The 23,354-nt window shown below is 66.1% G+C and carries 24 protein-coding genes and 1 pseudogene; 15 read left to right on the forward strand and 10 right to left on the reverse strand.

Annotated elements, in window-relative coordinates; genetic code table 11:
- Positions 1 to 15 precede the first annotated feature (15 nt).
- Complete coding sequence (gene paaA / locus AC56LG_RS07965) at positions 16 to 1,005, reverse strand: 1,2-phenylacetyl-CoA epoxidase subunit PaaA (RefSeq protein ID WP_497165561.1); 990 nt, start codon at positions 1,003 to 1,005, stop codon at positions 16 to 18.
- Positions 1,006 to 1,110: 105 nt separating this feature from the next.
- On the opposite strand from paaA, the gene paaX reads away from it, so the two are divergent.
- The 5 genes and pseudogenes from paaX (at position 1,111) to AC56LG_RS07990 (ending at position 7,007) form a co-directional block, all read left to right on the forward strand.
- Positions 1,111 to 2,049 carry a phenylacetic acid degradation operon negative regulatory protein PaaX gene (gene paaX / locus AC56LG_RS07970; protein WP_497165562.1) on the forward strand — a complete coding sequence of 313 codons (939 nt, stop codon included), beginning with the start codon at positions 1,111 to 1,113 and terminating at the stop codon, positions 2,047 to 2,049.
- Between the two features lie 164 nt (positions 2,050 to 2,213).
- Complete coding sequence (locus AC56LG_RS07975; RefSeq protein WP_497165563.1) at positions 2,214 to 3,347, forward strand: M14 family metallopeptidase; 1,134 nt, start codon at positions 2,214 to 2,216, stop codon at positions 3,345 to 3,347.
- 58 nt (positions 3,348 to 3,405) lie between these two features.
- Positions 3,406 to 3,639 carry a hypothetical protein gene (locus AC56LG_RS07980; RefSeq protein ID WP_497165564.1) on the forward strand — a complete coding sequence of 78 codons (234 nt, stop codon included), beginning with the start codon at positions 3,406 to 3,408 and terminating at the stop codon, positions 3,637 to 3,639.
- A 132-nt stretch (positions 3,640 to 3,771) separates the two neighbouring features.
- Entirely contained in the window at positions 3,772 to 5,289 is a 1,518-nt protein-coding gene (locus AC56LG_RS07985; protein ID WP_497165565.1) for an ATPase domain-containing protein, read from the forward strand.
- A pseudogene (locus AC56LG_RS07990) lies at positions 5,276 to 7,007 on the forward strand (response regulator). Before AC56LG_RS07985 ends, AC56LG_RS07990 begins: the two are co-directional and overlap by 14 nt.
- Here the strand turns inward: AC56LG_RS07990 and AC56LG_RS07995 are convergent.
- The 3 genes from AC56LG_RS07995 to pmbA are packed head-to-tail and all read right to left on the reverse strand — an operon-like array spanning position 7,004 to position 9,037.
- Positions 7,004 to 7,423 (reverse strand): DUF1801 domain-containing protein, encoded by a 420-nt coding sequence (locus tag AC56LG_RS07995; protein ID WP_497165566.1) that lies wholly within the window; start codon positions 7,421 to 7,423, stop codon positions 7,004 to 7,006. The pseudogene AC56LG_RS07990 and the gene AC56LG_RS07995 overlap by 4 nt on opposite strands.
- 10 nt (positions 7,424 to 7,433) lie before the next feature.
- Entirely contained in the window at positions 7,434 to 7,673 is a 240-nt protein-coding gene (locus AC56LG_RS08000; RefSeq protein WP_497165567.1) for a hypothetical protein, read from the reverse strand.
- An 11-nt stretch (positions 7,674 to 7,684) separates the two neighbouring features.
- Positions 7,685 to 9,037 (reverse strand): metalloprotease PmbA, encoded by a 1,353-nt coding sequence (gene pmbA, locus AC56LG_RS08005; protein ID WP_497165568.1) that lies wholly within the window; start codon positions 9,035 to 9,037, stop codon positions 7,685 to 7,687.
- Positions 9,038 to 9,133: 96 nt separating this feature from the next.
- On the opposite strand from pmbA, the gene yjgA reads away from it, so the two are divergent.
- The 4 genes from yjgA to AC56LG_RS08025 are packed head-to-tail and all read left to right on the forward strand — an operon-like array spanning position 9,134 to position 11,267.
- On the forward strand, positions 9,134 to 9,733 hold the full coding sequence (gene yjgA / locus AC56LG_RS08010; protein ID WP_497165569.1) for a ribosome biogenesis factor YjgA: 600 nt from the start codon (positions 9,134 to 9,136) through the stop codon (positions 9,731 to 9,733).
- Positions 9,723 to 10,352, forward strand: coding sequence for a molybdopterin adenylyltransferase (gene mog, locus AC56LG_RS08015; RefSeq protein WP_497165570.1), 630 nt, complete (start codon positions 9,723 to 9,725; stop codon positions 10,350 to 10,352). The genes yjgA and mog overlap by 11 nt, the downstream gene beginning before the upstream one ends.
- Positions 10,349 to 11,017 (forward strand): alpha/beta hydrolase, encoded by a 669-nt coding sequence (locus tag AC56LG_RS08020; RefSeq protein WP_497165571.1) that lies wholly within the window; start codon positions 10,349 to 10,351, stop codon positions 11,015 to 11,017. Before mog ends, AC56LG_RS08020 begins: the two co-directional genes overlap by 4 nt.
- Positions 11,018 to 11,066: 49 nt before the next feature.
- On the forward strand, positions 11,067 to 11,267 hold the full coding sequence (locus tag AC56LG_RS08025) for a hypothetical protein (RefSeq protein WP_193688276.1): 201 nt from the start codon (positions 11,067 to 11,069) through the stop codon (positions 11,265 to 11,267).
- 135 nt (positions 11,268 to 11,402) lie between these two features.
- Here AC56LG_RS08025 and AC56LG_RS08030 read toward each other — a convergent pair whose 3' ends face one another.
- The 3 genes from AC56LG_RS08030 to AC56LG_RS08040 form a co-directional block, all read right to left on the reverse strand.
- Positions 11,403 to 11,957: a carboxymuconolactone decarboxylase family protein gene (locus AC56LG_RS08030; protein ID WP_497165572.1), complete on the reverse strand. Its 555-nt coding sequence runs from the start codon at positions 11,955 to 11,957 to the stop codon at positions 11,403 to 11,405.
- A 188-nt stretch (positions 11,958 to 12,145) separates the two neighbouring features.
- Positions 12,146 to 12,508: a c-type cytochrome gene (locus tag AC56LG_RS08035; protein ID WP_497165573.1), complete on the reverse strand. Its 363-nt coding sequence runs from the start codon at positions 12,506 to 12,508 to the stop codon at positions 12,146 to 12,148.
- Complete coding sequence (locus AC56LG_RS08040; protein ID WP_497165574.1) at positions 12,505 to 13,065, reverse strand: c-type cytochrome; 561 nt, start codon at positions 13,063 to 13,065, stop codon at positions 12,505 to 12,507. Before AC56LG_RS08040 ends, AC56LG_RS08035 begins: the two co-directional genes overlap by 4 nt.
- Before the next feature lie 92 nt (positions 13,066 to 13,157).
- Between AC56LG_RS08040 and AC56LG_RS08045 the strand changes: the two genes are divergently transcribed.
- The 4 genes from AC56LG_RS08045 to AC56LG_RS08060 are packed head-to-tail and all read left to right on the forward strand — an operon-like array spanning position 13,158 to position 17,337.
- Entirely contained in the window at positions 13,158 to 13,556 is a 399-nt protein-coding gene (locus AC56LG_RS08045) for a c-type cytochrome (RefSeq protein WP_497165575.1), read from the forward strand.
- On the forward strand, positions 13,553 to 14,488 hold the full coding sequence (gene coxB, locus AC56LG_RS08050; protein WP_497165576.1) for a cytochrome c oxidase subunit II: 936 nt from the start codon (positions 13,553 to 13,555) through the stop codon (positions 14,486 to 14,488). Before AC56LG_RS08045 ends, coxB begins: the two co-directional genes overlap by 4 nt.
- Positions 14,485 to 17,001: a cytochrome c oxidase subunit I gene (gene ctaD, locus AC56LG_RS08055; RefSeq protein WP_497165577.1), complete on the forward strand. Its 2,517-nt coding sequence runs from the start codon at positions 14,485 to 14,487 to the stop codon at positions 16,999 to 17,001. The genes coxB and ctaD overlap by 4 nt, the downstream gene beginning before the upstream one ends.
- Positions 17,002 to 17,004: 3 nt before the next feature.
- Entirely contained in the window at positions 17,005 to 17,337 is a 333-nt protein-coding gene (locus AC56LG_RS08060) for a hypothetical protein (RefSeq protein ID WP_497165578.1), read from the forward strand.
- 182 nt (positions 17,338 to 17,519) lie between these two features.
- Here AC56LG_RS08060 and AC56LG_RS08065 read toward each other — a convergent pair whose 3' ends face one another.
- Complete coding sequence (locus AC56LG_RS08065; RefSeq protein ID WP_497165579.1) at positions 17,520 to 18,833, reverse strand: PQQ-dependent sugar dehydrogenase; 1,314 nt, start codon at positions 18,831 to 18,833, stop codon at positions 17,520 to 17,522.
- Between the two features lie 230 nt (positions 18,834 to 19,063).
- Here AC56LG_RS08065 and AC56LG_RS08070 point away from each other — a divergent pair, with 230 nt between their 5' ends.
- Positions 19,064 to 20,389, forward strand: coding sequence for an aspartate aminotransferase family protein (locus AC56LG_RS08070; RefSeq protein WP_497165580.1), 1,326 nt, complete (start codon positions 19,064 to 19,066; stop codon positions 20,387 to 20,389).
- A 33-nt stretch (positions 20,390 to 20,422) separates the two neighbouring features.
- Positions 20,423 to 21,160 (forward strand): TauD/TfdA family dioxygenase, encoded by a 738-nt coding sequence (locus AC56LG_RS08075; RefSeq protein ID WP_497165581.1) that lies wholly within the window; start codon positions 20,423 to 20,425, stop codon positions 21,158 to 21,160.
- Positions 21,161 to 21,229: 69 nt separating this feature from the next.
- Here AC56LG_RS08075 and AC56LG_RS08080 read toward each other — a convergent pair whose 3' ends face one another.
- Positions 21,230 to 22,078: a fumarylacetoacetate hydrolase family protein gene (locus AC56LG_RS08080; protein WP_497165582.1), complete on the reverse strand. Its 849-nt coding sequence runs from the start codon at positions 22,076 to 22,078 to the stop codon at positions 21,230 to 21,232.
- A complete protein-coding gene (locus AC56LG_RS08085; RefSeq protein ID WP_497165583.1) occupies positions 22,047 to 23,342 on the reverse strand; it encodes an MFS transporter in 1,296 nt (431 codons plus the stop codon). The genes AC56LG_RS08080 and AC56LG_RS08085 overlap by 32 nt, the downstream gene beginning before the upstream one ends.
- Positions 23,343 to 23,354 lie beyond the last annotated feature (12 nt).

Consider the following 23,354-nt stretch of genomic DNA (forward strand, 5'->3'; position numbering starts at 1 on the left):
GTCTCGAACAAATTCTTATGCGGCGGCTTTGCGGGCGGCTTGCTTGTCGGCGTGGGCGACCAGGGCGTCGCGGAACCATTCGCCGTCGTCCCATGCCTTGACGCGCGTGCGCAGGCGTTCGCGGTTGCAGGGGCCGTTGCCCTTGAGGACGTTGTGGAATTCGCTCCAGTCGATCTCGCCGAATTCGTAGTGGCCGGTGGCTTCGTTGAACTTGAGGTCGGGGTCGGGAATCGTCAGGCCGAGGTATTCGGCTTGCGGCACGGTCTGGTCGACCATGCGCTGGCGCAGTTCGTCGTTCGAGAACAGCTTGATGCGCCATTTGCTCGACTGCGCGCTGTTGACCGATTCGGCGTCCGACGGGCCGAACATCATCAGCGATGGCCACCACCAGCGGTTCAGCGCATCCTGCGCCATCGCCTTCTGTTCCGGCGTGCCCTTGGCAAGGCTCATCATGATGTCGTAGCCCTGGCGCGCGTGGAAGGATTCTTCCTTGCAGACGCGGATCATGGCGCGCGCATACGGACCGTACGAGCAGCGGCACAGCGGAATCTGGTTGATGATCGCCGAGCCGTCGACCAGCCAGCCGATCGCGCCCATGTCGGCCCAGCTCAGGGTCGGATAATTGAAAATGCTCGAATATTTCGCTTTGCCCGAGTGCAGCGCGGCCAGGAGTTCGTCGCGCGACACGCCCAGCGTTTCGGCGGCGCTGTACAGGTACAGCCCGTGCCCGGCCTCGTCCTGGATTTTCGCCAGCAGCACGGATTTGCGCTTCAGCGTCGGCGCGCGCGTCACCCAGTTGCCCTCGGGCAGCTGGCCGACGATTTCGGAGTGCGCGTGCTGGGAGATCTGCCGTACCAGCGTCTTGCGGTACGCGTCCGGCATCCAGTCCTTCGCTTCGATTTTCACACCGGCGTCGATGCGGGCCTGGAAGGCCTGCTCTTCCGCACTCATGTCTTCTGCCGTCTGGACCTTTTTCAGGCCCGTTTCTACCAGTTGCGCGTACATGGTCAGTCTCCCATTGCAAACATCGTCCAACAATAATACGATACAGAAAACGAGATGTACACCGAAATTTTGAATCATGTTGGGTAAAACAGAAGACGGGATTGCATGGAACAACTGACCAGGTTGACCAGTACCGAGGAGTGGATCGCGCAGGCACTTTCTTTAGAAACCCTACGTTCGAAATCCCTGGTGATGACGGTGATGGGCGACGCCATCGCGCCCCATGGCGGCGCGGCCTGGCTGGGCAGCCTGATCGAATTGCTGGCCCCGCTCGGCGTGACCGACCGCCTGGTACGCACCAGCGTGTTCCGGCTGGTGCAGGAAGGCTGGCTGGGCGCCAGCCGCGAGGGACGGCGCAGCCGCTACGCCTTCGATCCGCAATCGCTGCCGCGCTTCCAGCGCGCCAACCGCCGCATCTACGCCCCGCCCGGCCTGCACTGGGATGGGCGCTGGACGCTGGTGATGGCCCCGAACGGCAGCATCGACGCCGACCTGCGCACGGCCGTGCGCAAGGAACTCGAATGGGAAGGCTTTGCCATGCTGGGGCCGGGCCTGCTGGCGCATCCCGGCGCCGACCCCGAAGGCTTGCTCGACGCGCTCGGGCGTACCGGCGCGCGCGCCAAGGTATTCGTGGTCAGTGCGGCCGAACTGCCCGGCGTCGGCTCGCGGCCCTTGCAGGAACTGGTGGGCGAAGGCTGGGACTTGACGGCGGTGGCGCGCAGTTATGTCGATTTCATTGCGCAGTTCACACCGCTGCTGGCTTTGCTGCGCGAGGCGCCGACGGTGGCGCCGGCGGATGCGTTCGCGATCCGTTCGCTGCTGATCCATGCCTACCGGCGCCTGCAGCTGCACGACCCGATGCTGCCGATCGAACTGCTGCCCGATCCGTGGCCGGGGTCGGACGCGTATGCGGTGGCGCGCGAGGTGTACCGGGTAGTCGCTGTGCAGGCCGAAGTGCATATCGATGCGGTGTTGCGGCGCGAGGATGAGGCGGCGCCGGCGGCGGACGAGGCGTTTTATCGGCGGTTTGGGGGATTGCGATGATCGCGCAGATAATCACCCGGCGAGGCCGCGTGCGCACGAGTGCGCACCCTACGTAGGGTGGACACTTGTGTCCACACGGTATCATCGCATGCACATCGGCGCCCTCAAACCCACCCCGAAACCGGGTATCATCTCGGCTTTACGCCTCTTCTACGGGACACACCATGTCTATCAAGATCAGCAGCCAGTTCGACGCTGGCGCCATCGAGATCGTGAACGCCACCAGCGCCAACGCCATCGACCTGAACATCCGCAAGGATTCGCACGCCGACATCATCCAGTGGTTCTACTTCCGCCTGCAGGGTGCGGCGAGCGAGCCGTGCACCATCCGCTTCCTGAACGCCGGCCAGGCCGCGTATCCGGCCGGCTGGGAAGATTACCAGGCGATGGCCAGCTACGACCGCATCAACTGGTTCCGCGTGCCGACCAGCTTCGACGGCCAGGTGATGACGATCAACCACACGCCGGGCATGGACAGCGTGTATTACGCCTATTTCGAGCCGTATTCGTGGGAACGCCACCTGGAACTGCTCGACCGCGCGCAGATGAGCGAGAACGTGCGCATGGTCGACCTGGGTTCGACCGTCGACGGCCGCGACCTGAACATGCTGGTCATCGGCGAGCCGTCGCTTGAGAAGAAAAAAGTCTGGGTCATCGCACGCCAGCACCCGGGCGAGACGATGGCGGAATGGTTCGTCGAAGGCATGCTCGATGCATTGCTCGATCCGGCGCATCCGTTCGGCCGCCAGCTGTTGAAGGAAACCGTGTTCTACGTGGTCCCGAACATGAACCCGGACGGCTCGGTGCGCGGCAACCTGCGTACCAACGCGGCCGGCGCCAACCTGAACCGCGAGTGGCTCAACCCGACCATGGAGCGCAGCCCGGAAGTCTTCCTCGTGAAACAGAAGATGCACGAGACCGGCGTCGACCTGTGCCTGGACGTACACGGCGACGAAGGCTTGCCTTACGTGTTCGTCGCCGGCAGCGAATCGCTGCCGACCTTTACGCCCGAGCAGGCGGAAGCGCAGAAGCGCTTCAGCGACAACTTCATGATTGCCAGCCCCGACTTCCAGGACGTGCACGGTTACGGCGCCACGCCCTATACCGAAGAGACGCTGACCATGGGTTCGCCCCACATCACGCACGCCTTCGGCTGCCTGTCGCTGACCCTGGAACTGCCGTTCAAGGACAACGCCAACGACCCCGACCCGCAAGTGGGCTGGGATGGCGCGCGCAGCGCCCGCCTCGGCGCCGCGGTGCTGCAGCCGGTGCTGCAATCGATCCGCGCCCTGAAGTAAAGTAACCAGTACCGACGCCCCGCCAGCCGGGGCGTTTTTACCTTTGAAAGCAGCAAGCATGAGCATCTTTTCCGCCTCCGTCTTCGACGCCACCGTGGTCTACAACGGCCAGGAATTATTCAAGGGCCGCGGCGCGGCCGAGGGCTGGGCCGCCAAGGTGGCCAAGGAAATCGAAGCGCCGGTCACGGTCGAGAAAATCGGCACCGGCTGGGCATTGCGCGCCACCGTCGACGGCGCCGATGTTACCTGGGGCATTTACGGCCAGCGCCTGAAGCGGATCGAGGCCGCCTGAGGAGCAAGGAGGCGGTTGGCACGGCGGTAAATCGTTCTATAATCGCATAATCGGCAGTGCCGGATTTGACGGCATCGCCCCCCATTCCCGGACGGCGCGCGACAGGCGCCCGTCACTCGACAGGCCGTTTTGATGAATTCCCTACCTTCGCTGCGCACCGCAGAGCCCACTCCACCACCGCGCATGTCGACCGGCATCGCCGGCCTCGACGACATCCTCGGCGGCGGCCTCACGCCGCAGCGCATCTACCTGGTCGAAGGCTCGCCCGGCGCAGGTAAAACCACGCTCGGCCTGCAATTCCTGCTCGACGGCCTGACGAAGGACGAACACGGCCTGTACATCACCTTGTCCGAAACCACCAACGAACTCAAAGCCGTCGCGGCCAGCCATGGCTGGTCGATCGAGGCCTTGTCGCTGTTCGAACTGGCCAGCGACAGCATGCTCGATATCGATGCCCAGCAGTCGGTGTTCCACCCGTCCGAAGTCGAGCTGGGCGAAACCACGCGCAACGTGATGGAGCAGGTCGACCGCGTGAAACCGGTGCGCGTGGTCTTCGACAGCCTGTCGGAAATGCGCCTGCTGGCCCAGAACCCGCTGCGCTACCGGCGCCAGATCCTGGCGCTGAAGCAGTTCTTCGCGGCGCGCAGCTGCACCGTGCTGCTGCTCGACGATAAAACCGCCGCATCCGACCAGCACCTGCACAGCATCGCCCACGGCGTCATCAGCCTGGAGCAGATCGCCAAGGAATTCGGCAAGGAGCGGCGCCGCGTCAACATCATCAAGATGCGCGGCATCCGCTTTCGCGGCGGCTACCACGACTACACGCTCGACACCGGCGGCATCACGATGTACCCGCGCCTGGTTGCGGCCGAACACATGCTCGACTTCACCCCGGCGATCCGTTCGACCGGCGCGGCGGGTTTCGATACGCTGCTCGGCGGCGGCATGGTGCGCGGCACGAATACCCTGGTCGTCGGTCCGTCCGGCATCGGCAAGACCACGCTGGCGGCGCGCTGCCTGCTCTCCGCGCTCGAACGCGGCGAAACGGCATCGTTCTACCTGTTCGACGAGGGCCTCGGCACCTTCTTCGCGCGCTGCGCCTCGCTCGGCATGGAGCTGCGCCGCTTCGCCGACAACGGCCAGCTGCGCATCCAGCATATCGATCCGGCCGAGCTCTCGCCGGGCCAGTTCGCCCAAATGCTGCGCGACGCGGTCGAGCAGCACAACGTCAGCTTCATCGCCATCGACAGCCTGAACGCCTACCTGCAGGCGATGCCCGGCGAGCAGTACCTGACGCTGCAGATGCACGAACTGCTGTCCTACCTGAACCAGCAAGGCGTGACCACCGTGCTGGTGCTGGGCCAGCACGGCCTGATCGGCGAAGTGCACAGCGACGTCGACCTGAGCTACCTGGCCGACAGCACCGTACTGCTGCGCTTTTTCGAAGCGAGCGGACGCCTGCGGCGCGCCATCACGGTCATCAAGAGCCGCACCACGCGCCATGCGCTGACCATCCACGAGCTGCTGCTCGGTTCCGACGGCGTGCGCGTCGGCGAGCCGCTCGAAGGCTTCGAAGGCGTGCTCACCGGCCTGCCGAGTTACCATGGCTCGACGCCGATGATGGTCGCCAGAACGCATGGCGAAGACTGACGCCGGCGCCAGACGCGACGAGCGCATCCTGATCTTCGCGCCCCACGGACGCGACGCGCAGGTCATGTGCTCGGTACTGGCGCGCGACGGTTTCGGCTGCGCCGTGATCGACAGCTTCGACGATTTCGCCGCCAGCATCGCCGCCGGCGCGGGCGCCGCCATCCTCGCCGAGGAAGCGCTGCAAGGCGTGGACACCGCGCGCCTGCGCGCCTGGCTCGACGCCCAGGAACACTGGTCGGACTTCCCCTTCATCGTGCTGCTGACGCGGCTTGTAGGGGTGCCGGCCGACGGCACCCGCGCCCGTCTGGGAGAACTGGGCAACGTGATCCTGCTCGAGCGCCCGCTGAACGCGCAGACGCTGCGCAGCGCCGCCCTGTCGAGCCTGCGCGCGCGCCGGCGCCAGTACCAGGCGCGCGACGTGCTGCTCGACCGCGAGCGCACCGCCGCCAGCCTGCGCCAGAGCCAGGAAGCGCTGGTACACCTGAACGAAACGCTGGAAGCGCGCATCGACGAGCGCACCCGCGCGCTGGCGCAAGCCAACGACCGCCTGATGAACGAAGTCATCGAGCGCGAACGGGTGCAGGCGGCGATGGTGCAGCTGCAAAAGATGGAAGCGATCGGCCGCCTCACCGGCGGCATCGCCCACGATTTCAACAACCTCCTGAACGTGGTCCAGGGCAGCATGGACCTGATCCTCCTGACGTCGAAGGACGAGGCCGCGAAAGAGCGCCGAAGTGGCGAGACGGGCCTGCCAGCGCGGCGGCAAGCTGACCAGCCAGCTGCTGGCATTCTCGCGCAACCAGAACCTCGACCTGCGCCCGCTCGACGTGGGCACGCTGTTCGAAGGCGTGCGCGAACTGGTGGCGACCTCGCTCGGCTCGAGCATTCGCCTGTCGTTCGAGATCGCCGCGCCGGCGGCGAGCGTCATGGCCGACATGAACCAGATGGAGATGGCGCTGTTGAACCTGGCGATCAATGCGCGCGACGCCATGGACGGCGGCGGCCAGCTGCGCTTTCACGCGGGTGCGGCCACGCCGCCCGCCGGCTTGCTGCCCGCGGGCGATTATGTCCGCATCGCCGTCACCGACAGCGGCGCGGGCATGCCGCCGGAAGTGGCGGCGCGCGTGTTCGAACCCTTCTTCACCACCAAGGACGTCGGCAAGGGCACCGGCCTCGGCCTGTCCCAGGTCTACGGCATGGCGCAGCAGTCGGGCGGCGCGGCGCGCATCCTGAGCGAACAGGGCGTCGGCACGACGGTGGAGATCTGGCTGCGCGCCGCGGGCAGCGGCGCCGACGCACTGCCGCCGCCTGCCGCCGCGGTAGCCGCGTCCGCGCGTCCCGGCGCGCGCATCCTGGTGGTGGAAGACGATGGCTTCGTGCGCGCATCGATGGTCGAATCGTTGGAGGCGCTCGGCCACACGGTGGCCCAGGCGCCCGACGGCGAAACCGGCCTGCGCGAACTGACGCGCATCCGGCCCGACCTGATCATCACCGACTACCTGATGCCGGGCATGACCGGCGCCGAACTGGTGCAGCGCGCACGCGTGGAGCTGCCCGGCGTGCCGATGATCATCGCCACCGGCTATGCCGACATGCGGGCGATCGAACAGGTGATCGGCGACGACATGCTGCTGCGTAAACCGTTCCAGTTGAACGAGCTGGCGGCGATCGTCGAACGCGCCTTGCAAAAGGTGGAAGGCGAAACCGCGGCCGGTTAGGATTTGCCGTACAGCGCTTCGGTAGCGGCGATCGATTCGCGCACCAGTTGTTCGAGCACCGTCATATCGATCTCGTCGAGCCGGCGCACGTACAGGCAAGCCTTGCCGGTCTTGTGGCGGCCCAGTTGCGCCAGCAGGTCGGCGCGCGCTGCCAGGTCGCAGCTGAGGTAGATGCTGATGTCGCCCTTGCGCGGCGCGAAGCCGGCCAGCGGGGCATCGCCTTCGCGGCCGCTGGCGTAGCGGTAGTGATAGCTGCCGCAGCCGACGATGCTGGCGCCCCACATGACGGGCGGCGCGCCGGTGATCCGTTCCATCAAGGCGGCGAGCGCCTGGCAGTCGGCGCGCCGCACCGGGTCGTCGATGGCGGCAAGGTAGCCCTGCGCGTCGGCCGGGGTCGGCAGCGTCTTGTTGGCCATGGCGCCTTGCTTACAGCTGCACGCCCAGGTTCTTGTCGATCCACGCGTGCGCATCTTCGACGGTATCGAAGTGCACGGTGGCGATCACCGTCTTGTCGTGCGCCAGGCAGCTGATGTACACGCGCTTTTCGTCGGCCGAACTGAGCAGGTCGGACTGGGGCGACAGTTCGACCGATGCCACCAGGTCGAGGTTCAGCAGCACGGCCTTCTTCGGGTTGTTCTCTTTATCGATGCGGATAAAACGGCTCATGCTATTCCTTATCAGTTACCTGCCACAACCATCTTCTCGATCAGGATCGAGCCCGTCGATTTGTTCCCGCGCGCCAGCACGTCGTTGCCGACGCCGACGATCTGCTGGAACATCTCGCGCATGTTACCGGCGATGGTGATTTCCTCGACCGGGTATTGAATGACGCCATTCTCGACCCAGTAGCCGGAAGCACCGCGCGAATAATCGCCGGTGACGTAGTTCACGCCCTGCCCCATCAGTTCGGTGACCAGCAAGCCGGTGCCCATCTTGCGCAGCATGCCTTCGAAATCGTCGGCCAGCTTCGTCTCGTCCGAGGTGATGCTGAGGTTGTGGGCGCCGCCGGCGTTGCCGGTGGTTTTCATGCCGAGTTTACGGGCCGAATACGAACCCAGGAAGTACCCTTGCAGCACGCCGTTGTCGATGACCTTGCGGCGCACGGTGCGCACGCCTTCCTCGTCGAAGGGCGAGGAGCCGACTTCGCCGATCACGTGCGGGTCTTCCATGACCTGGATATGGCTCGGGAACACCTGCTGGCCGAGCGTATCGAGCAGAAAACTCGACTTGCGGTACAGCGCACCGCCCGATACCGCCTGCACGAAAGCGCCCAGCAGGCCCGCGGCCAGCGGCGCTTCGAACAGCACCGGGCAGGTGCGGGTGTCGAGTTTTCGCGCGTTCAGGCGCGCCAGTGCGCGTTCGGCGGCGTAGCGGCCGACCGCTTCCGGCTTGGCCAGCTTTTTCGGGTCGCGCGCCGAGGTGTACCAGTCGTCGCGCTGCATTTTGCTGCCCTTGCCGGCGATCGGCGCGATCGACATCGTGTGGCGCGAGAACGGGTAGCCGCCGATGAAACCGCGCGTGTTGGCGGCGACGAAATGCGATTGCTGGACGTAGACGCTGGCGCCTTCGCTGTTGGTGATGCGGCGGTCGACCTCGAAGGCGGCGTTCTCGCAGCGCTGCGCCAGCTCCACCGCTTCTTCGGTACTGATCTGCCACGGGTAGCACAGGCGCAGGTCGCGCGGGTTCATCTCGAGCATGTCGGCGTCGGGCAGGCCGGCCGCGTCGTCCTCGGCGGTGAAGCGGGCGATGTTCCAGGCCGCTTCCACGGTGGCGCGCAACGACGCTTCCGAAAAATCGGAGGTGCTGGCATTGCCGCGGCGCTGGCCGGCATACACGGTGACGCCGATGCCCTTGTCCTTGTTCTGCTCGATCGTCTCGATCTTGCCGCGACGTACCGACACCGACAACCCGCTGCCCTCGCTGATTTCGACCGAGGCATCGCTCGCGCCCTGCTCTTGCGCAAAGGCGAGGACGTTACGGGCCAGCTCTTTCAACTGGTCCTGGGTGTGGGTAAAAACGGTGTCGTTCATATCGTGTTTTTCGTCGCAAGCCCTAAAACAGTTATCATAGCAGCCGTTTACTGTTTTTACTGATCGGCTCAGCGCCAATCGGATTATTCAAATACCATGCCAAATCCAAACCGCGGCTCGGTGGGCTTCCAGTCCAACGAGTTCGAGCAAGAATACGAACGCCCTTCCAAATCTGAGCTGAAGCGCCAGATGGACGAGTTGCAGAAACTCGGCGCGCAACTCGTTGCCGAGCCGCGCGACCGCGTCAAGCGCGTGCCGATGCCGGAAGACGTCAAGGACGCCATCCTCGAGTGCCAGACCATCACCAACCATGAAGGCCGCCGCCGTCAGCTGCAGTTCGTCGGCAAGAAGATGCGCACTCTCACCGAAGAGGAAGTGGCCGTCATCCAGCGCACCATCGACAGCTGGAAAGGCGCCTCGAAAGCCGAGACGGCCGCGCTGCACGCGCTCGAGCGCCGCCGCGAAAAGCTGCTCACCGACGACAAGGCGCTGACGCAGCTGCTCGAGGAAAACCCGGAACTCGACGCCCAGCACCTGCGCACCCTGATCCGCAATGCGCGCAAGGAGCAGGCCGAATCGAAGCCGCCGAAGGCTTACCGCGAACTGTTCCAGATCCTGAAGGACCTGACCAAGAAGAAGGCCGCACCGGCTGACGACGACGCACTGGACGACGATGAGCCCGCAGATGAGCAGTGAAGTGGAACTCGTCATCGGCCTGGTGTCGGTCTCGGACCGCGCCAGCGGCGGCGTGTATGAAGACAAGGGCATTCCGGCGCTGCAGGACTGGATCGCGTCGGCCATCACCACGCCCTACCGCATCGAGCCGCGCCTGATTCCCGACGAGCGCACCCAGATCGAAAAGACCCTGGTCGAACTGGTCGACGTCGTCGGCTGCCACCTGGTGCTGACCACCGGCGGCACCGGGCCGGCGCGGCGCGACGTCACGCCCGAGGCGACGCTTGCCGTCGGCACCAAGGAAATGCCGGGCTTCGGCGAACAGATGCGCCAGATCAGCCTGCGCTTCGTGCCGACCGCGATCCTGTCGCGCCAGGTGGCGGTGATCCGCGAGACCGCCAGCCACGCGGCGCTGATCATGAATCTGCCGGGCCAGCCCAAGGCGATCAAGGAAACGCTCGAAGGCTTGAAGGACGCCGACGGCAAGGTGGTCGCCGGCGGTATTTTCGCCGCGGTCCCCTACTGCGTCGACCTGATCGGCGGCCCGTACATGGAAACCAACCCGGCCGTGACGACTGCCTGGCGGCCGAAGTCCGCCCAGCGTCCGGTCGCGCCAACAACCCTTCAGGAAAATGCATGAGCGACCTGCTGCAAACCATCGACATCGACACCGCACCGAATCCGACGGTCGCCATCATCTGGCTGCACGGCCTCGGCGCTGACGGCAATGACTTCGTGCCGCTGGTGCGCGAACTCGACTTAAAGGGGCTGCCACCGGTCCGCTTCGTGTTCCCGCACGCGAAGCAGATTCCGGTGACGGTCAACGGCGGCTACGTGATGCGCGCCTGGTACGACATCACCGGCGCCGAACTGACGCGGCGCGAAGACGAAGGCGGCCTGCGTGACTCGCAGCGCGACGTCGAAGCCCTGATCGCGCGCGAAAAAGCGCGCGGCATTCCGGCATCGCGGATCATCCTGGCCGGCTTCTCGCAAGGCTGCGCGATGACGCTGCAGACCGGCCTGCGCCATCCGGAAAAGCTGGCCGGCATGCTGTGCCTGTCGGGCTACCTGCCGCTCAACGAAAAGGTGGCGCACGAGCGCACCGAGGAAAGCATCGACACCCCGATCTTCATGGCGCACGGCCGCCAGGACCACGTGGTGCCCTTCATCCGCGGCGAGCAGTCGCGCGACATCCTCAAGGACCTCGGTTATACGATCGACTGGCACGCGTACCCGATGCAGCATTCGCTCTGCTTCGAGGAGGTGCAGGACATCTCGGCGTGGTTGAAGAAAGTACTGGCTTAACGCCTCAACCTCGGGAGCCTCGGCTCCCGTTTTTACTTGGGAGGTCATCATGGCCAAGAAAGAAGAGCAGCTCGACGAAGAAACGATGGCGCTGATTAACTGGTGCATCGAAGTCGAAAAGCACCTGGTCGCCGGCGGCGCCACGCAGAAGGAAGCGCAGGACCACATCGAGGAGCAGGTCGAGTGGTTTACCGATTTGTTCTATGACGGCTTGAGTCCGGAAGAAGCGGCGAAGGAAGCGCTGGCTTGAGCATCGACGGCATCACCGGGGATTGTTGGCGGGTGTGTAACTCAACCGGTGCGAACGCGTGGGCTCAAGAGCCCACCCTACGGTGCACCACCGCCGACGAGTCGAATCGGTTTAACAATGCACGCCAGTGCGCCCTTACTCCGGCAGCGCCACCGCGCTCGATACCGGCACCTCGGTGCGCGCGGTGTTCATCACCATCGCCAGGAAGGTGTAATAGCCGTTCAATCCCATCAGGTCGACCACGCCCTGCTCGCCGAACAGGGCCAGCGCTTCGCCATAGGTAGCGTCCGATACCTGCTTGTTCTGGTGCAGCTCGATGCAGAAGTCATGCACCACCGCTTCGTCCACCAGCATGTTGACCGGCCGTTCGCGCCGCGCGATCGCGTTGATCACGTGCGCCGGCAATCCCACCTGCGCCGCGATCGGCGCGTGAATCGCCCACTCCACCGCCTGGTTCCACTGGCGCGCCGTCACCAGGATCACCAGTTCCGACAGGCGCACGCCGATGGCGCTGCGGTAGCGCAGGTATTCGCCCATGTGCTGCGCGTTTTCCAGCAGTTCGGGACTGCGCAGCAGCGGCACGAAGGGACCGTACAAGGCGCCGCGCGGCCCGGCGATGACGGCCTGGGCGGCGCGGCGCTGTGCTTCGGTCAGCTGGTCGGGCGGGATCGGGGGCAGGCGGTCACGCATAGTGGCCTCGTGGAAGTGTCCAAATGGAAAAAATAGTCGCACAGCTTCCGCTAAAGATCAAAAGGAATCCTGTACGGGCTAGCGTTTTGTCAATCAGCGGACCGTGCGCGGCTATTTCAGCGCCGGTCGGACGCGTGGGCGGCGTTCAGGGCGCAGGGTGTGCAAGCGGCCGGGTGGAGCCGGCCACCCTACTTCGAAGTCAGCAGCCAGGCGCTCATGTCGAGCGCGTCGCGTTCGCTGACACCCATTGCCGGCATCGCCGTGCCCGGGTCGATCGATTGCGGATCGCGGATCCAGCGCACCAGGTTCGCCTGGGTGTTGGGCAGGCTGCCGGCGATGAAGCGGCGCTCGGCCAGGTCGGCCAGCGGGCGCCCGACATAGGTCTCGGGGCCGGCCAGTCCCGGGATCATGTGGCAGGCGCGGCAGGCGTGCTGGGCCAGCGCGACGCGGCCGCGTTCGGGGTCGCCCTGCACGCCGGCCGGCGGCGGCTTGTCCTGGCAGCCGGCCAGCAGCCCCAGCGCCAGGGCGCCGATCAACAGGCGCGCGCTCATCGGGCTGCTCCTGCGGCAGCCGGCGCCGGTTGTCCGCTCGCCTGCGCATAGTCGCGCGCCGACAGCGTCGGCAGCACGCCCATGAAGGCGACCACCGCCCACAGGTCGGCGTCGCTCATATGGAACTGCCAGGCCGGCATGCCGCTCATCTTGATGCCGTGCTTGGTGATCCAGTACAGCTCGCGCGGTGTCCAGCGCGCGCCGGCGTCGATCAGGGGGCCGGGCAGCGGCTGCATGCTCTGCCCGATCTTGGCTTGCGCCACGCCGGGCGCGCCATGGCACTGGACGCAATGGGCGGCGTAGACGGCCGCGCCGCGCGCCACTTGCTGCGGCGCGCCCAGCGCCGGCACGATCACGTCTTTCGAATGATTGCGTACCGAATAGCGCATGCCCTGCTCCAGCAGCGAGTACACCGGCTGCAGGTGCTGCGAGGTGGCCGTGGTGTCGTACCAGCCGGCGCGCAACACGACCGCTCCGGCCGCGGCGGCGGCGAGCCCGGCCAGCACCAGGGTGGTGGCGGCGGTTTTCAGGATCAGGCGGCGGCGGTTCGAGGGCATCGTCGATGGCTGGCAGGGGGTGCGCACTGTTGAAAAAATGATACTGTTTCCTCTTGTATTATATAGAGCCTATGGTTTCATCGGATTCAATTGTGCGCAATCACTTTCCCCTCCCTGCCGTGCCGCTTGCCCGCCCCCTTGGCCTGGCCGGGCTGTGCCTGGCATTGCTGGCCGGCTGCGGCAAGGACGAGGCGCCCAGGCAGGTCAGCGGCGGCGATCCGGTCCGTGGCCAGCGCCTGATGGCGCAATACCAGTGCACGGCTTGCCATGCGATTCCGGAAGTGGCGGGCGCGGTCGGCAACGCCGGGCCACCGTTGGAACAATTCGGCCGGAGAAACTACATCGCCGGCGGCATCCCGAACACGGCGGACAACCTGGTGCGCTGGCTCGACAATCCGCAAGCCCTGAAACCCGGCAGCGCCATGCCCGACCTGGGCGTCTCGCCCGAAGAAGCGCGCCACATGGCGGCATATCTGTTGACGCTGCGATGACGACACCGCTGCAATCCGTCCTCCACCCCGCCGGCCCCGATGCGGCCATCATCGCGCACCTGTCCTGGATCCTGTTCGGCGGCGCCGCCGTCATCTTCGTGGCGGTGATGGCGCTGCTGGTCATGAGCGTGCGCCCCGACAAGCGGCCGGTGGCGACGCGCTGGTGGATCGCCGGCGCCGGCATCGCCTTTCCGGTCGTGGTGCTCAGCGCGCTGCTGGTGTGGAGCACTTGGCGCAGCGCCGAACTGACGCCGCAATCCTCGCGCGGCGCCATGAGCATCGGCGTCACCGCCAAGATGTGGTGGTGGGAAGTGCGCTATCACGACCCGGCCAGCGGGCGCGAGGTGGTCAGCGCCAACGAGATCCGTATCCCAACGGGGCGTCCGGTGTATGTCGGCCTGACCTCGACCGACGTGATCCACAGCCTGTGGGTGCCGGCCCTGAACGGCAAGATGGATACCGTACCGGGCCGCGTCAACGGTCTGACCCTGCAGGCCGACAAGCCCGGCATTTATCGCGGCCAGTGCGCCGAATACTGCGGCGAGCAGCATGCGCGCATGGCGCTGTACGTGGTCGCGATGACGCCGGACGAATTCGCACGCTGGCTGGCGCGGGAAGCGCAGCCGGCGCCGGCGCCTGGCGACGCCCTGATCGAGCGCGGCCGCGCCGCCTTCCTCGAGCAGCGCTGCCAGAGCTGCCACACGATCCGCGGCGTGGCCGGCGCCGAACACGCGCGCCTCGGGCCCGACCTGACCCACGTCGGCGGACGCACGCACATCGCCGCCGGCACCCTGCGCAACCATCGCGGCACCCTGGCCGGCTGGATCGCCGATCCGCAAGCCATCAAACCGGGCGCGCGGATGCCGGCCGCCACCGACATCGACGGGGCCACGCTGCAAGCCCTGGCCGCCTACCTCGAACAGCTGAAATGACGGATACCGCACTCCCACAACGCCTGCCCAGCTCCCTGCCCCGTCCCGAGGGCGAACTGGCGCAACTCGAAGACGCATGGCGCAGGCCGACCGGCTGGCGCTTCTTCAAACGCGTCGACAACACCAGCATCGGCCTGCTCTACATCGGCACCGCGCTGCTGTTCTTCCTGCTGGCCGGCATCCTCGGCCTGATGATGCGCGCCCAGCTGGCCGTGCCCGACAACGGCCTGATGAGCGCCTCGGTGTACAACCAGGTCTTCACCATGCATGGCACGGTGATGATGTTCCTGTTCGCCATCCCGATCGTCGAGGCGATCGCCGTGTTCCTGTTGCCGAACATGCTCGGTGCGCGCGATTTACCTTTCCCGCGCCTGTCCGCCTATGCCTACTGGGCGTATGCGATCGGCGGCCTCGCCTTTTTTTGCACGCTGTTCTTCGGCCTCTCGCCCGACGGCGGCTGGTTCATGTACCCGCCACTCACGGGGAAAGAGTATTCGCCGGGGTTGAACGCCGACTTCTGGCTGCTCGGGATCGGCTTCATCGAGATCTCGGCGATCGCCGGCGCCATCGAACTGATCATCGGCATCCTGTTCACGCGGGCGCCGGGCATGACGCTGTCGCGCATGCCGGTGTATGCCTGGGCGATGCTGGTCGTGGCCGTGATGATCGTGTTCGCCTTCCCGGCGATCATCGCCGGCACCGCGCTGCTGGAAATGGAGCGCGCCTTCGACTGGCCCTTCTTCATTGGCGAGCGCGGCGGCGACCCGATCCTGTGGCAGCACCTGTTCTGGTTCTTCGGCCACCCCGAGGTCTACATCATCTTCCTGCCGGCCGCCGGCATGGTCTCGACCATGATCCCGTCGATCGCCGGCACGCCGCTGGTCGGGAGAAAAGCGATCATCGTGGCATTGATCGTCGTCTGCTTCTTCAGCTTCGGGCTGTGGGCGCACCACATGTTCACCGCTGGCCTGGGCGTGATGACGATGAGTTTCGTCTCGGCCGCCAGCATGGCTGTTGCAGTACCGACCGCGATCCAGGTGTTCGGCTGGATCGCCACGCTCTGGCGCGGCAAGGTGACGATGAACGCGCCGGCCCTGTTCCTGGGCGGCTTCATGTTCATCTTCGTGCTGGGCGGGCTGACCGGCGTCATGGTGGCGGTGCTGCCCTTTGACTGGCAGGCGCACGATACCTATTTCATCGTGGCCCACTTCCATTACGTGCTGGTCGGCGGGATGGTGTTTCCGGTGTTCGCGGCGCTGTATTACTGGATTCCGCTAATCAAGGGCCATTGCATGTCCGAGCGCCTGGCAACCTGGGCATTCTGGCTGATGTTCGGCGGCTTTAATATTGCCTTCTTCCCCATGCACATCACTGGCCTGCTGGGCATGCCACGCCGGGTGTATACCTATCCCACCGAGATGGGCTGGGACGGGCTGAACCTGGTGTCGACACTGGGCGCCTTCGTGCTCGCGTTCGGGGTGCTGCTGGTGCTGGCCGACGCTATTCGCACGCTGCGCCGGCCGGGCCAGGCGGTCAACAACCCGTGGAACGCAGCGACGCTCGAATGGCTGCCCACGGAAACCTATAATGCGCGCAGCATCCCGGAGGTGATCTCCGCCGATCCGCTGTGGGACCAGCCCGGTCTCGCCAGGCAGGTCGAGGCCGGCCAGCATTATCTGCCGGGTACCGTCAGCGGCCAGCGCGAAACGATCGCCACCAGCCCGGTCGGCGCCAGGCCGGCCTACCTGCTGGTGCTGCCCACCGACAGTTGGCTGCCCATCATCGCGGCCGCCGGCACTGCCGGTTTCTTCCTGCTGCTGACCGTCAAGATGACGGCGCTGGCCTGGGTATGCGGCATCACCGCCATCGTCTCCACGATTGCCTGGTTGTGGAACTCGGACCATACGCCGCCGCTCGGCCAGGCGCGCGTGTCCGATACGCTGGTGTTGCCGGTGGGCGCGCGCGGCAGCGCCTCGCACTCATGGTGGGGCACGATCATCATGCTGGTGGTCGATGCAACGATCTTCGCTTCCTTCGTCTTCGCGCACATCCACATCTCGATGCGACTGGAAGTGTGCCCGCCACCGTCGGCCAGCCTTCCCGAGCTGCGCTGGTCGATGCTCTCCGGCGTCTTGCTGCTGGCCGGTTCCGGCCTGATGTCATGGGCGCTGCGCAGCATCGGCAAGCGGCGCCTGCCCTGGCTGGCGCTGGCGGCGACCGGCTGCGTGATCGCCGCCTTCGCCATTACCCTGCACGGCTACGGCCTGGCCGGGCTGGCGCCGCGCGCGCAGGCCTGGAGCGCGACGATCGCGGCGCTGGTAAGCTACCAGGGCTTGCACGTGGTCATCCTGGCGATCGCCGGCCCCTATCTGACGGCGCGTGCCTGGAGCGGCCGCCTCGGCCCTGCTAGCCGCGCCACGCTCGACAATACGGCGCTGATCTGGCACTACACGACGCTGCAGGGGATCGTTGCGGCCCTGGCGGTCCATGTCGTCCCCTTGCTGATGGAGTGAGCGATGCGCGAACGGTTCTTCCGAAAGCTGATCCGCGGCACCCTGCCGCTGCTGGTCTGGGCCGCGCATTTCGCCGGCAGCTACGTGCTGGTGGCGGCCCAGTGCAGCCCGGCCGGTTTCACGCCGGGCAACCCGCAGCGCTGGCCGCTGGCGCTGATGACGATCGTCGCGCTGGCGATCTGCGCGGCGCTGGCCTGGCGCGGGCGCCATGCGCTGGGCGGGAGCGACGAGAAGATCGCGCTGCTGGACCGGGCGGGGGCGCTGACGGCTTTATTGGCGTTTGCGGGGGTGGCGTGGACGTCGGTGCCCTTGTGGTTTGTGGATGGCTGCGCGTGATGTGATGTGATGTGATGTGCGATGTTCAACCGTTAGTTGAACGCGTGGGCGGAGAACCCGCCCACCTTACGGGTCAAGCACAAACACAACCTGTACCGAGGAAGGTAGGGTGGGCGGCGTGTAACTCAGGCCATTGGCCTGAGTTACCCCACGCGTTCAACGCGCGTCCGCACCTCGAAAACTCACCGTGCCGCCCGCCGTACGCGCCAGACGACGTTGCCGACATCGTCCGCCACCAGCAGCGCGCCGGCCTTGTCGATCGCGACGCCGACCGGGCGCCCCAGCGCATCGCCGTTCCTGTCGACGAAACCGCTCAGCACTTCGACCGGCTTGCCATTCGGCTTGCCGCCGGCGAAGGGTACGAACACGACGTTGTAGCCGGCCAGCGGCTTGCGGTTCCAGGAACCGTGCTGGCCGATAAACGCGCCATTGGTAAAAGGCGCGCCCAGCTCCGCGCCTGCGGCAAAGGTGAGGCCAAGCGCGGCGACATGGGCGCCGAGCGCGTAATCCGGCGGGATGGCTTTGGCCACCAGCTCCGGACGCGGCGGCTTGACACGTTCGTCGACGTGCTGGCCATAGTAACTGTAGGGCCAGCCGTAAAAGGCGCCTTCCTTCACCGAGGTCAGATAGTCGGGCACCAGGTCGTTGCCGATTTCGTCGCGCTCGTTCACCACCGTCCACAGGGCGCCGGTTTGCGGCTCCCAGGCCAGGCCGTTGGGGTTGCGCAGGCCCGAGGCGAACAGGCGCGTGGCACCCGTACCGGCGTCGACTTCGAGAATGGCGGCGCGGTTGATTTCGTTTTCCATGCCGTTTTCGCCGACGTTGCTGTTCGAGCCGACGGTCGCGTACAGTTTGCTGCCGTCGCGGCTGGCGATGATGTTCTTGGTCCAGTGGTGGTTCAGCCCGGCCGGCAGCGGCGCCACCCTTTGCGGCGCGGCGGCGATCCCGGTCGCGCCTTGCTGGTACGGGAAGCGCACGATGGCGTCGGCATTTGCCACATACAGGGTCTCGCCGACCAGCGCCATGCCGAACGGCGAATGCAGGTTTTTCAGGAACACGGTGCGGGTCTCGGCGACGCCGTCGCCGTCGGCATCGCGCAGCAGCGTGATGCGGTCGGCGCTGGGCACGCCGGCGCCCGCCTTTTCCATTACCTTCTCCATCACCCACGCCTTGATGCCCGATTTCTTGGTTTCCGGCGTTTGCGGCTTGTTCGATTCGGCCACCAGCACGTCGCCGTTGGGCAGCACGTGCAGCCAGCGCGGGTGGTCCAGGCCGGACGCCAGGGCGCTTACTTCCAGGCCCGGCGCCACGGCCGGTTTGGCGCCGTTCCAGCCCTTGGCCGGTGCAATGTCAACCGTCGGGATCAGGCTGCGCTGCGGTTGCGGCAGCACCGGAGTTGGACCGGCGCCGGCGCCGATGGGCAGGCTGGACCGGCCGGCGCATCCGGCCAGCGTCAGCAGCGCGGCTGCGGCAAGCAGGGTGGATGGGAGGCGCATGCGATTCTCCTGTGACGGAAACGGTGAGCGAATGCGCCGAGTGTAGCAAATCACATAATGCCGTTCGTCTCGATTTCGTTCGGCAATCGATGGCTGCCCGGCCGTTCCCGCATGAGCGTTGCAAAAGTGTCCTACCGGAAAATTATCTGCCCGGCTTCCAATCGGCATCAACAGAAGCCGGCGCCCCGCCGCTTATTGTTGACCGTCAACTTCTAACGGAAGGGAGCACCATGAGCCATATCATCCACCGCAGCCTGCGCCAGATCCCGCCCGTGGTCGCGTCGGCGCAAGGCATCGAGTTCACCGACAGGCAGGGCAATACCTACATCGACGCCTGCGGCGGCGCGGCCGTCTCCGCCCTCGGCCACGCCCATCCCGACATCATCGAAGCGATGCACCGCCAGATCGACGAATGCGCCTATGCGCATACCGGCTTCTTCACGACCGAAGCGGCGGAGGAACTGGCGTCGCGCCTGGTGGCGGGCGCGCCGGCCGGCATCAAGGGCGCCTATTTCGTTTCGGGCGGTTCGGAAGCGATGGAAACCGCCCTGAAACTGGCGCGCCAGTATTTCTACGAAGGCGGCGAGCCGCAGCGTTCGCTGTTCATCTCGCGCCGCCAGAGCTACCACGGCAATACGCTCGGCGCGCTGGCGATTTCCGGCAGCGCCTGGCGCAGCAAACCCTTCGCGCCGATCCTGATGGACGTGCCGCGCGTCTCCCCCTGCAACGAATACCGCGGACGCGGCGCGCAGCAGTCGGTCGACGAGTACACGGCCATGCTGCTCGACGAACTCGAGACCGCGATCATGAAGGCCGGCGCGCAGAACGTGATCGGCTTCGTGGCCGAACCGGTGGTCGGCGCCAGCGCGGGCGCGGTGCCGCCGACGCCCGGCTACTTCAAGGGCGTGCGCGAGATCTGCGACCGTCACGGCGTGCTGTTCATCGCCGACGAAATCGCCTGCGGCATGGGCCGCACCGGCACCATGTACGCGATCGAACAGGAAGGGGTGGCGCCCGACATCATCACGGTGGCCAAGGGCCTGGGCGCCGGCTACCAGCCGATCGGCGCGGTGCTGGCGCAAGGCGCGATCCTCGACCGGCTGCGCCAGGGCAGCGGCGCCTTCATGCACGGCCACACCTATATCGGCCATCCGGTGGCTGCGGCCGCCGCGCTGGCCGTGCAAAAGGTGATCGAGCGCGACAACCTGCTCGCGCAGGTGCAAAAGCGCGGAGCGACGCTGCGCCGCATGCTCGGCAACGTCTTTGGCCAGCATCCGCACGTGGGCGACATCCGCGGGCGCGGCCTGTTCATGGCGCTCGAACTGGTGCAGGACCGCGCCACCAAGGTGCCCTTCTCGCCCGACCGCAAGCTGCATGCGGCGGTCAAGGCGGAAGCGTTCAAACGCGGGCTGATGGTGTTCCCGATGGGCGGCACCGTCGACGGCCAGAACGGCGACCACGTGCTGCTGGCCCCACCGTTTATCACCAGCGAAGCGGAGCTGGGCGAGATCGTGACGCGCCTGGCCGAAGCGCTCGACGCCGCGCTGCAGCCTTGACGCCCTTACCACTCCTTCGAAAGGAAACCGGACATGAGTGAATCGAACGTGATGGAAGCGGCCGCCGGCATCGACCGCTGCAAGGCCGAACTGGAAGAGCGCGGCTGGACGATCCTGCCGCGTGCGCTGCTGCAGGACGGCCCGCGTGCGGCGCTGGCGCATTTCGGCCGCATCGTCCCGCAATTCAATGGCGAGGAAACCTACGAGGTCACGCTGAAACCGGGCTTCGAAAAGCTGCCCTTCTCGCAAAGTAAAAACAGTATCGGCCCGCACACCGAAGCGCCCGTGTACGACCCGCCGCCCAAATACCTGGCCCTGCACTGCCACAGGCAGGCGCAATGCGGCGGCGGCCAGACCCTGCTGGCCGACGGCCTCGCCTTCTACGATTCGCTCAGCGCCGACATGAAGGAATGGGTGAACAACAACGACGTCACCTTCCTGGCCAGCGCCATGCCCGGCATGAGCCGGCGCCAGTTCCACACCCGGCTGATCGACGAAAAGGACGGGAACCGGCTGTTCAGGTTCAGCTATAACCAGTTCCGCTTCGGCGACGTGAATCCTTCCGAAGGCGATTTCGCCACGCCCGGCCAATACGCGAAAACGCCGCTCGGGCGCATCGCCGAAGCCGGCGAAAAATTCTTCTATGAAAACATGATCCAGGTGCTGATCCCGGAAGGCAGCATGCTCATCTGGAACAACCAGCGCCTGATGCATGCGCGCAGCAAGTACACCGACCCGGTGCGCCACCTGACGCGCTACTGGCTGGGCTGATCGTACGACCCTGTTTTACCCGGGCGCTGGCCAGTACTCGCCGGCCAGCGCAGGGTTTTACTCTTTACTTCACTTCGGGTAGGCCAGCACTTCCTGCTGCTGCTCGCCCAGTCCCTCGATCCCCAGCCGCACCTGGTCTCCCTTTTTCAGGAAGCGTTGCGGCGTGCGGCCCATGCCGACACCCGGCGGCGTGCCGGTGCAGATGATGTCGCCCGGTTCCAGGGTCATGAAGCGCGACAGGTAGCTGACGATCTGCGCCACCGTAAACACCATCTTCGAGGTGTTCCCGGTCTGCATGCGCTTGCCGTTCACTTCCAGGTACATGTTCAAGTCCTGCACGTCGTAGACTTCGTCGCGCGTGACCAGGAAGGGGCCGACCGGCCCGAAGGTGTCGCAGCCCTTGCCTTTGTCCCACTGCGAGCCCAGCTCGAACTGGTAGGCGCGTTCGGTGACGTCGTTGACGACGCAGTAGCCGGCCACGTACTTGAGCGCGTCGGCCTCGTCGACGTACTGCGCGCGCGTGCCGATGACGACGCCCAGTTCGACTTCCCAGTCGGTCTTCTTCGAGCCTTTCGGCAGCTGGATCGGGTCGTCCGGACCCGACAGGCAGGAGATGGCTTTGGTGAACATGATCGGCTCGCTCGGGATCGGCGCGCCGATTTCGGCCGCGTGGTCCGAATAGTTCATGCCGATGCCGAGGAACTTGCCGCTGCCCTTGACCGGCACGCCCAGGCGCGGATTGCCGCGCACCAGCGGCAGGGTCTTGTAGTCGATCTTGGCGATCTTGCGCAGGGCACGGTCCGACAGGACGGCTGCGTCGATGTCGGCAATCACGCCCGACAGGTCGCGCAACCGTCCTTCTTCATCCAGCAGTCCCGGTTTTTCCTTACCGGGGCGACCGTAGCGTACCAATTTCATAGTCTTCCTTCGGGGTCAATATGGCAATCTCGCATTGTAGCGGACGCCGTCGAAGGAAGTAGCCGACCAGGCCGGGCAGTTGCAGCAGCACCAGCACGCCGAAGGCGACCCGGTAGGCCACCGCCGGGTAGTGGTTCGCCGCGTCCGGCGTCCACAGTCCGATCAGCTGGCCAAAGCCCGCCTGCACCAGGAAGGCGCCCACGAAGATCACGAGGTTCAGGCAGGTGGCGGCGCGCCCGGTGAGTTCCTTGGGCATGCTCTGCGAGACGATCGCGAACTCGATGCCGGTGATCGTGCCGACCAGCGTGAACATCACCGACAACAGCTGCATGCCGGGCCGCCAGTTGCACGCCATCGCCGCCTGGATCACCACGAACACGGCCACCCCGGCCGCGGCCACGTCGAGCGGGGCGATGCCGCGCCGCCCTGCCCACTCGGTGACCATGCCGACCGCGACCGCGCCGAAGATCACCGACGCCATGCCCATGTACAGCAGGTAGGCCACCACCGGTTCGGGAAAGCGCGCCACGTCCGACAGCCAGCGTCCGATCCACAAGCCCTGGATGCCGAAGAACACCATGTGCGACACCACCACCAGCGAGGTCGCCTTGCGGAAGGCCGGGTTGCGGTAGACGTCGAGGATCGACTTGACCGTCGGCGCCTTGGCGCCGGTGGCGGCTGTCGGGGGACTGAGCAGGCGGATCAGCAGGCCGCAGCAGGCGATCAGGGCTGCGATCGCGACGAACAGGGCGCGCCAGTCCATGTACTGCAGCACTTTCGTGACCGGCATCGTGGACGACGCCGCACCCAGGCCGCCGACCGCGATCAGGTAGCCCTGCACCGAGGGCAGCCGCTTCGGGTCGACCCAGGTCGCGACCGCCTTCACGGCCGACATGAAGCAGCCGCCGAGGCCGGCGCCGATCAAGGTGCGCGCAAGCAGCAGCTGGCCGAAGTTCTGGCCGTACGCGAACAGCAAGGCGCCCAGCGCGCCGCAGGTCATCAAGACCAGCTGCACCTTGCGCGGCCCGTAGCGGTCGAGCGCCATCCCGACCGGCAGCTGCACCAGCGCCGCCGCAAAGAAGAAGGCGCTGGTCAGCAGGCCAAGCTGGCCGGAGGTCAGCGCCAGCTCCTTGACCAGGTCGGGCGCCAGCACCGCATTCACGTTGCGGACCAGCGAAGACAGGTAGTGTCCCAGCGCGAACGGCAGGAACACGCAGAAGAAAACCGCCACGCCGCTGCGGCGTGGCGCGCTTTGGTCGCCCATGGCGGATCCGGG

The organism is Telluria sp. ZB2R32, assembly GCF_059685715.1.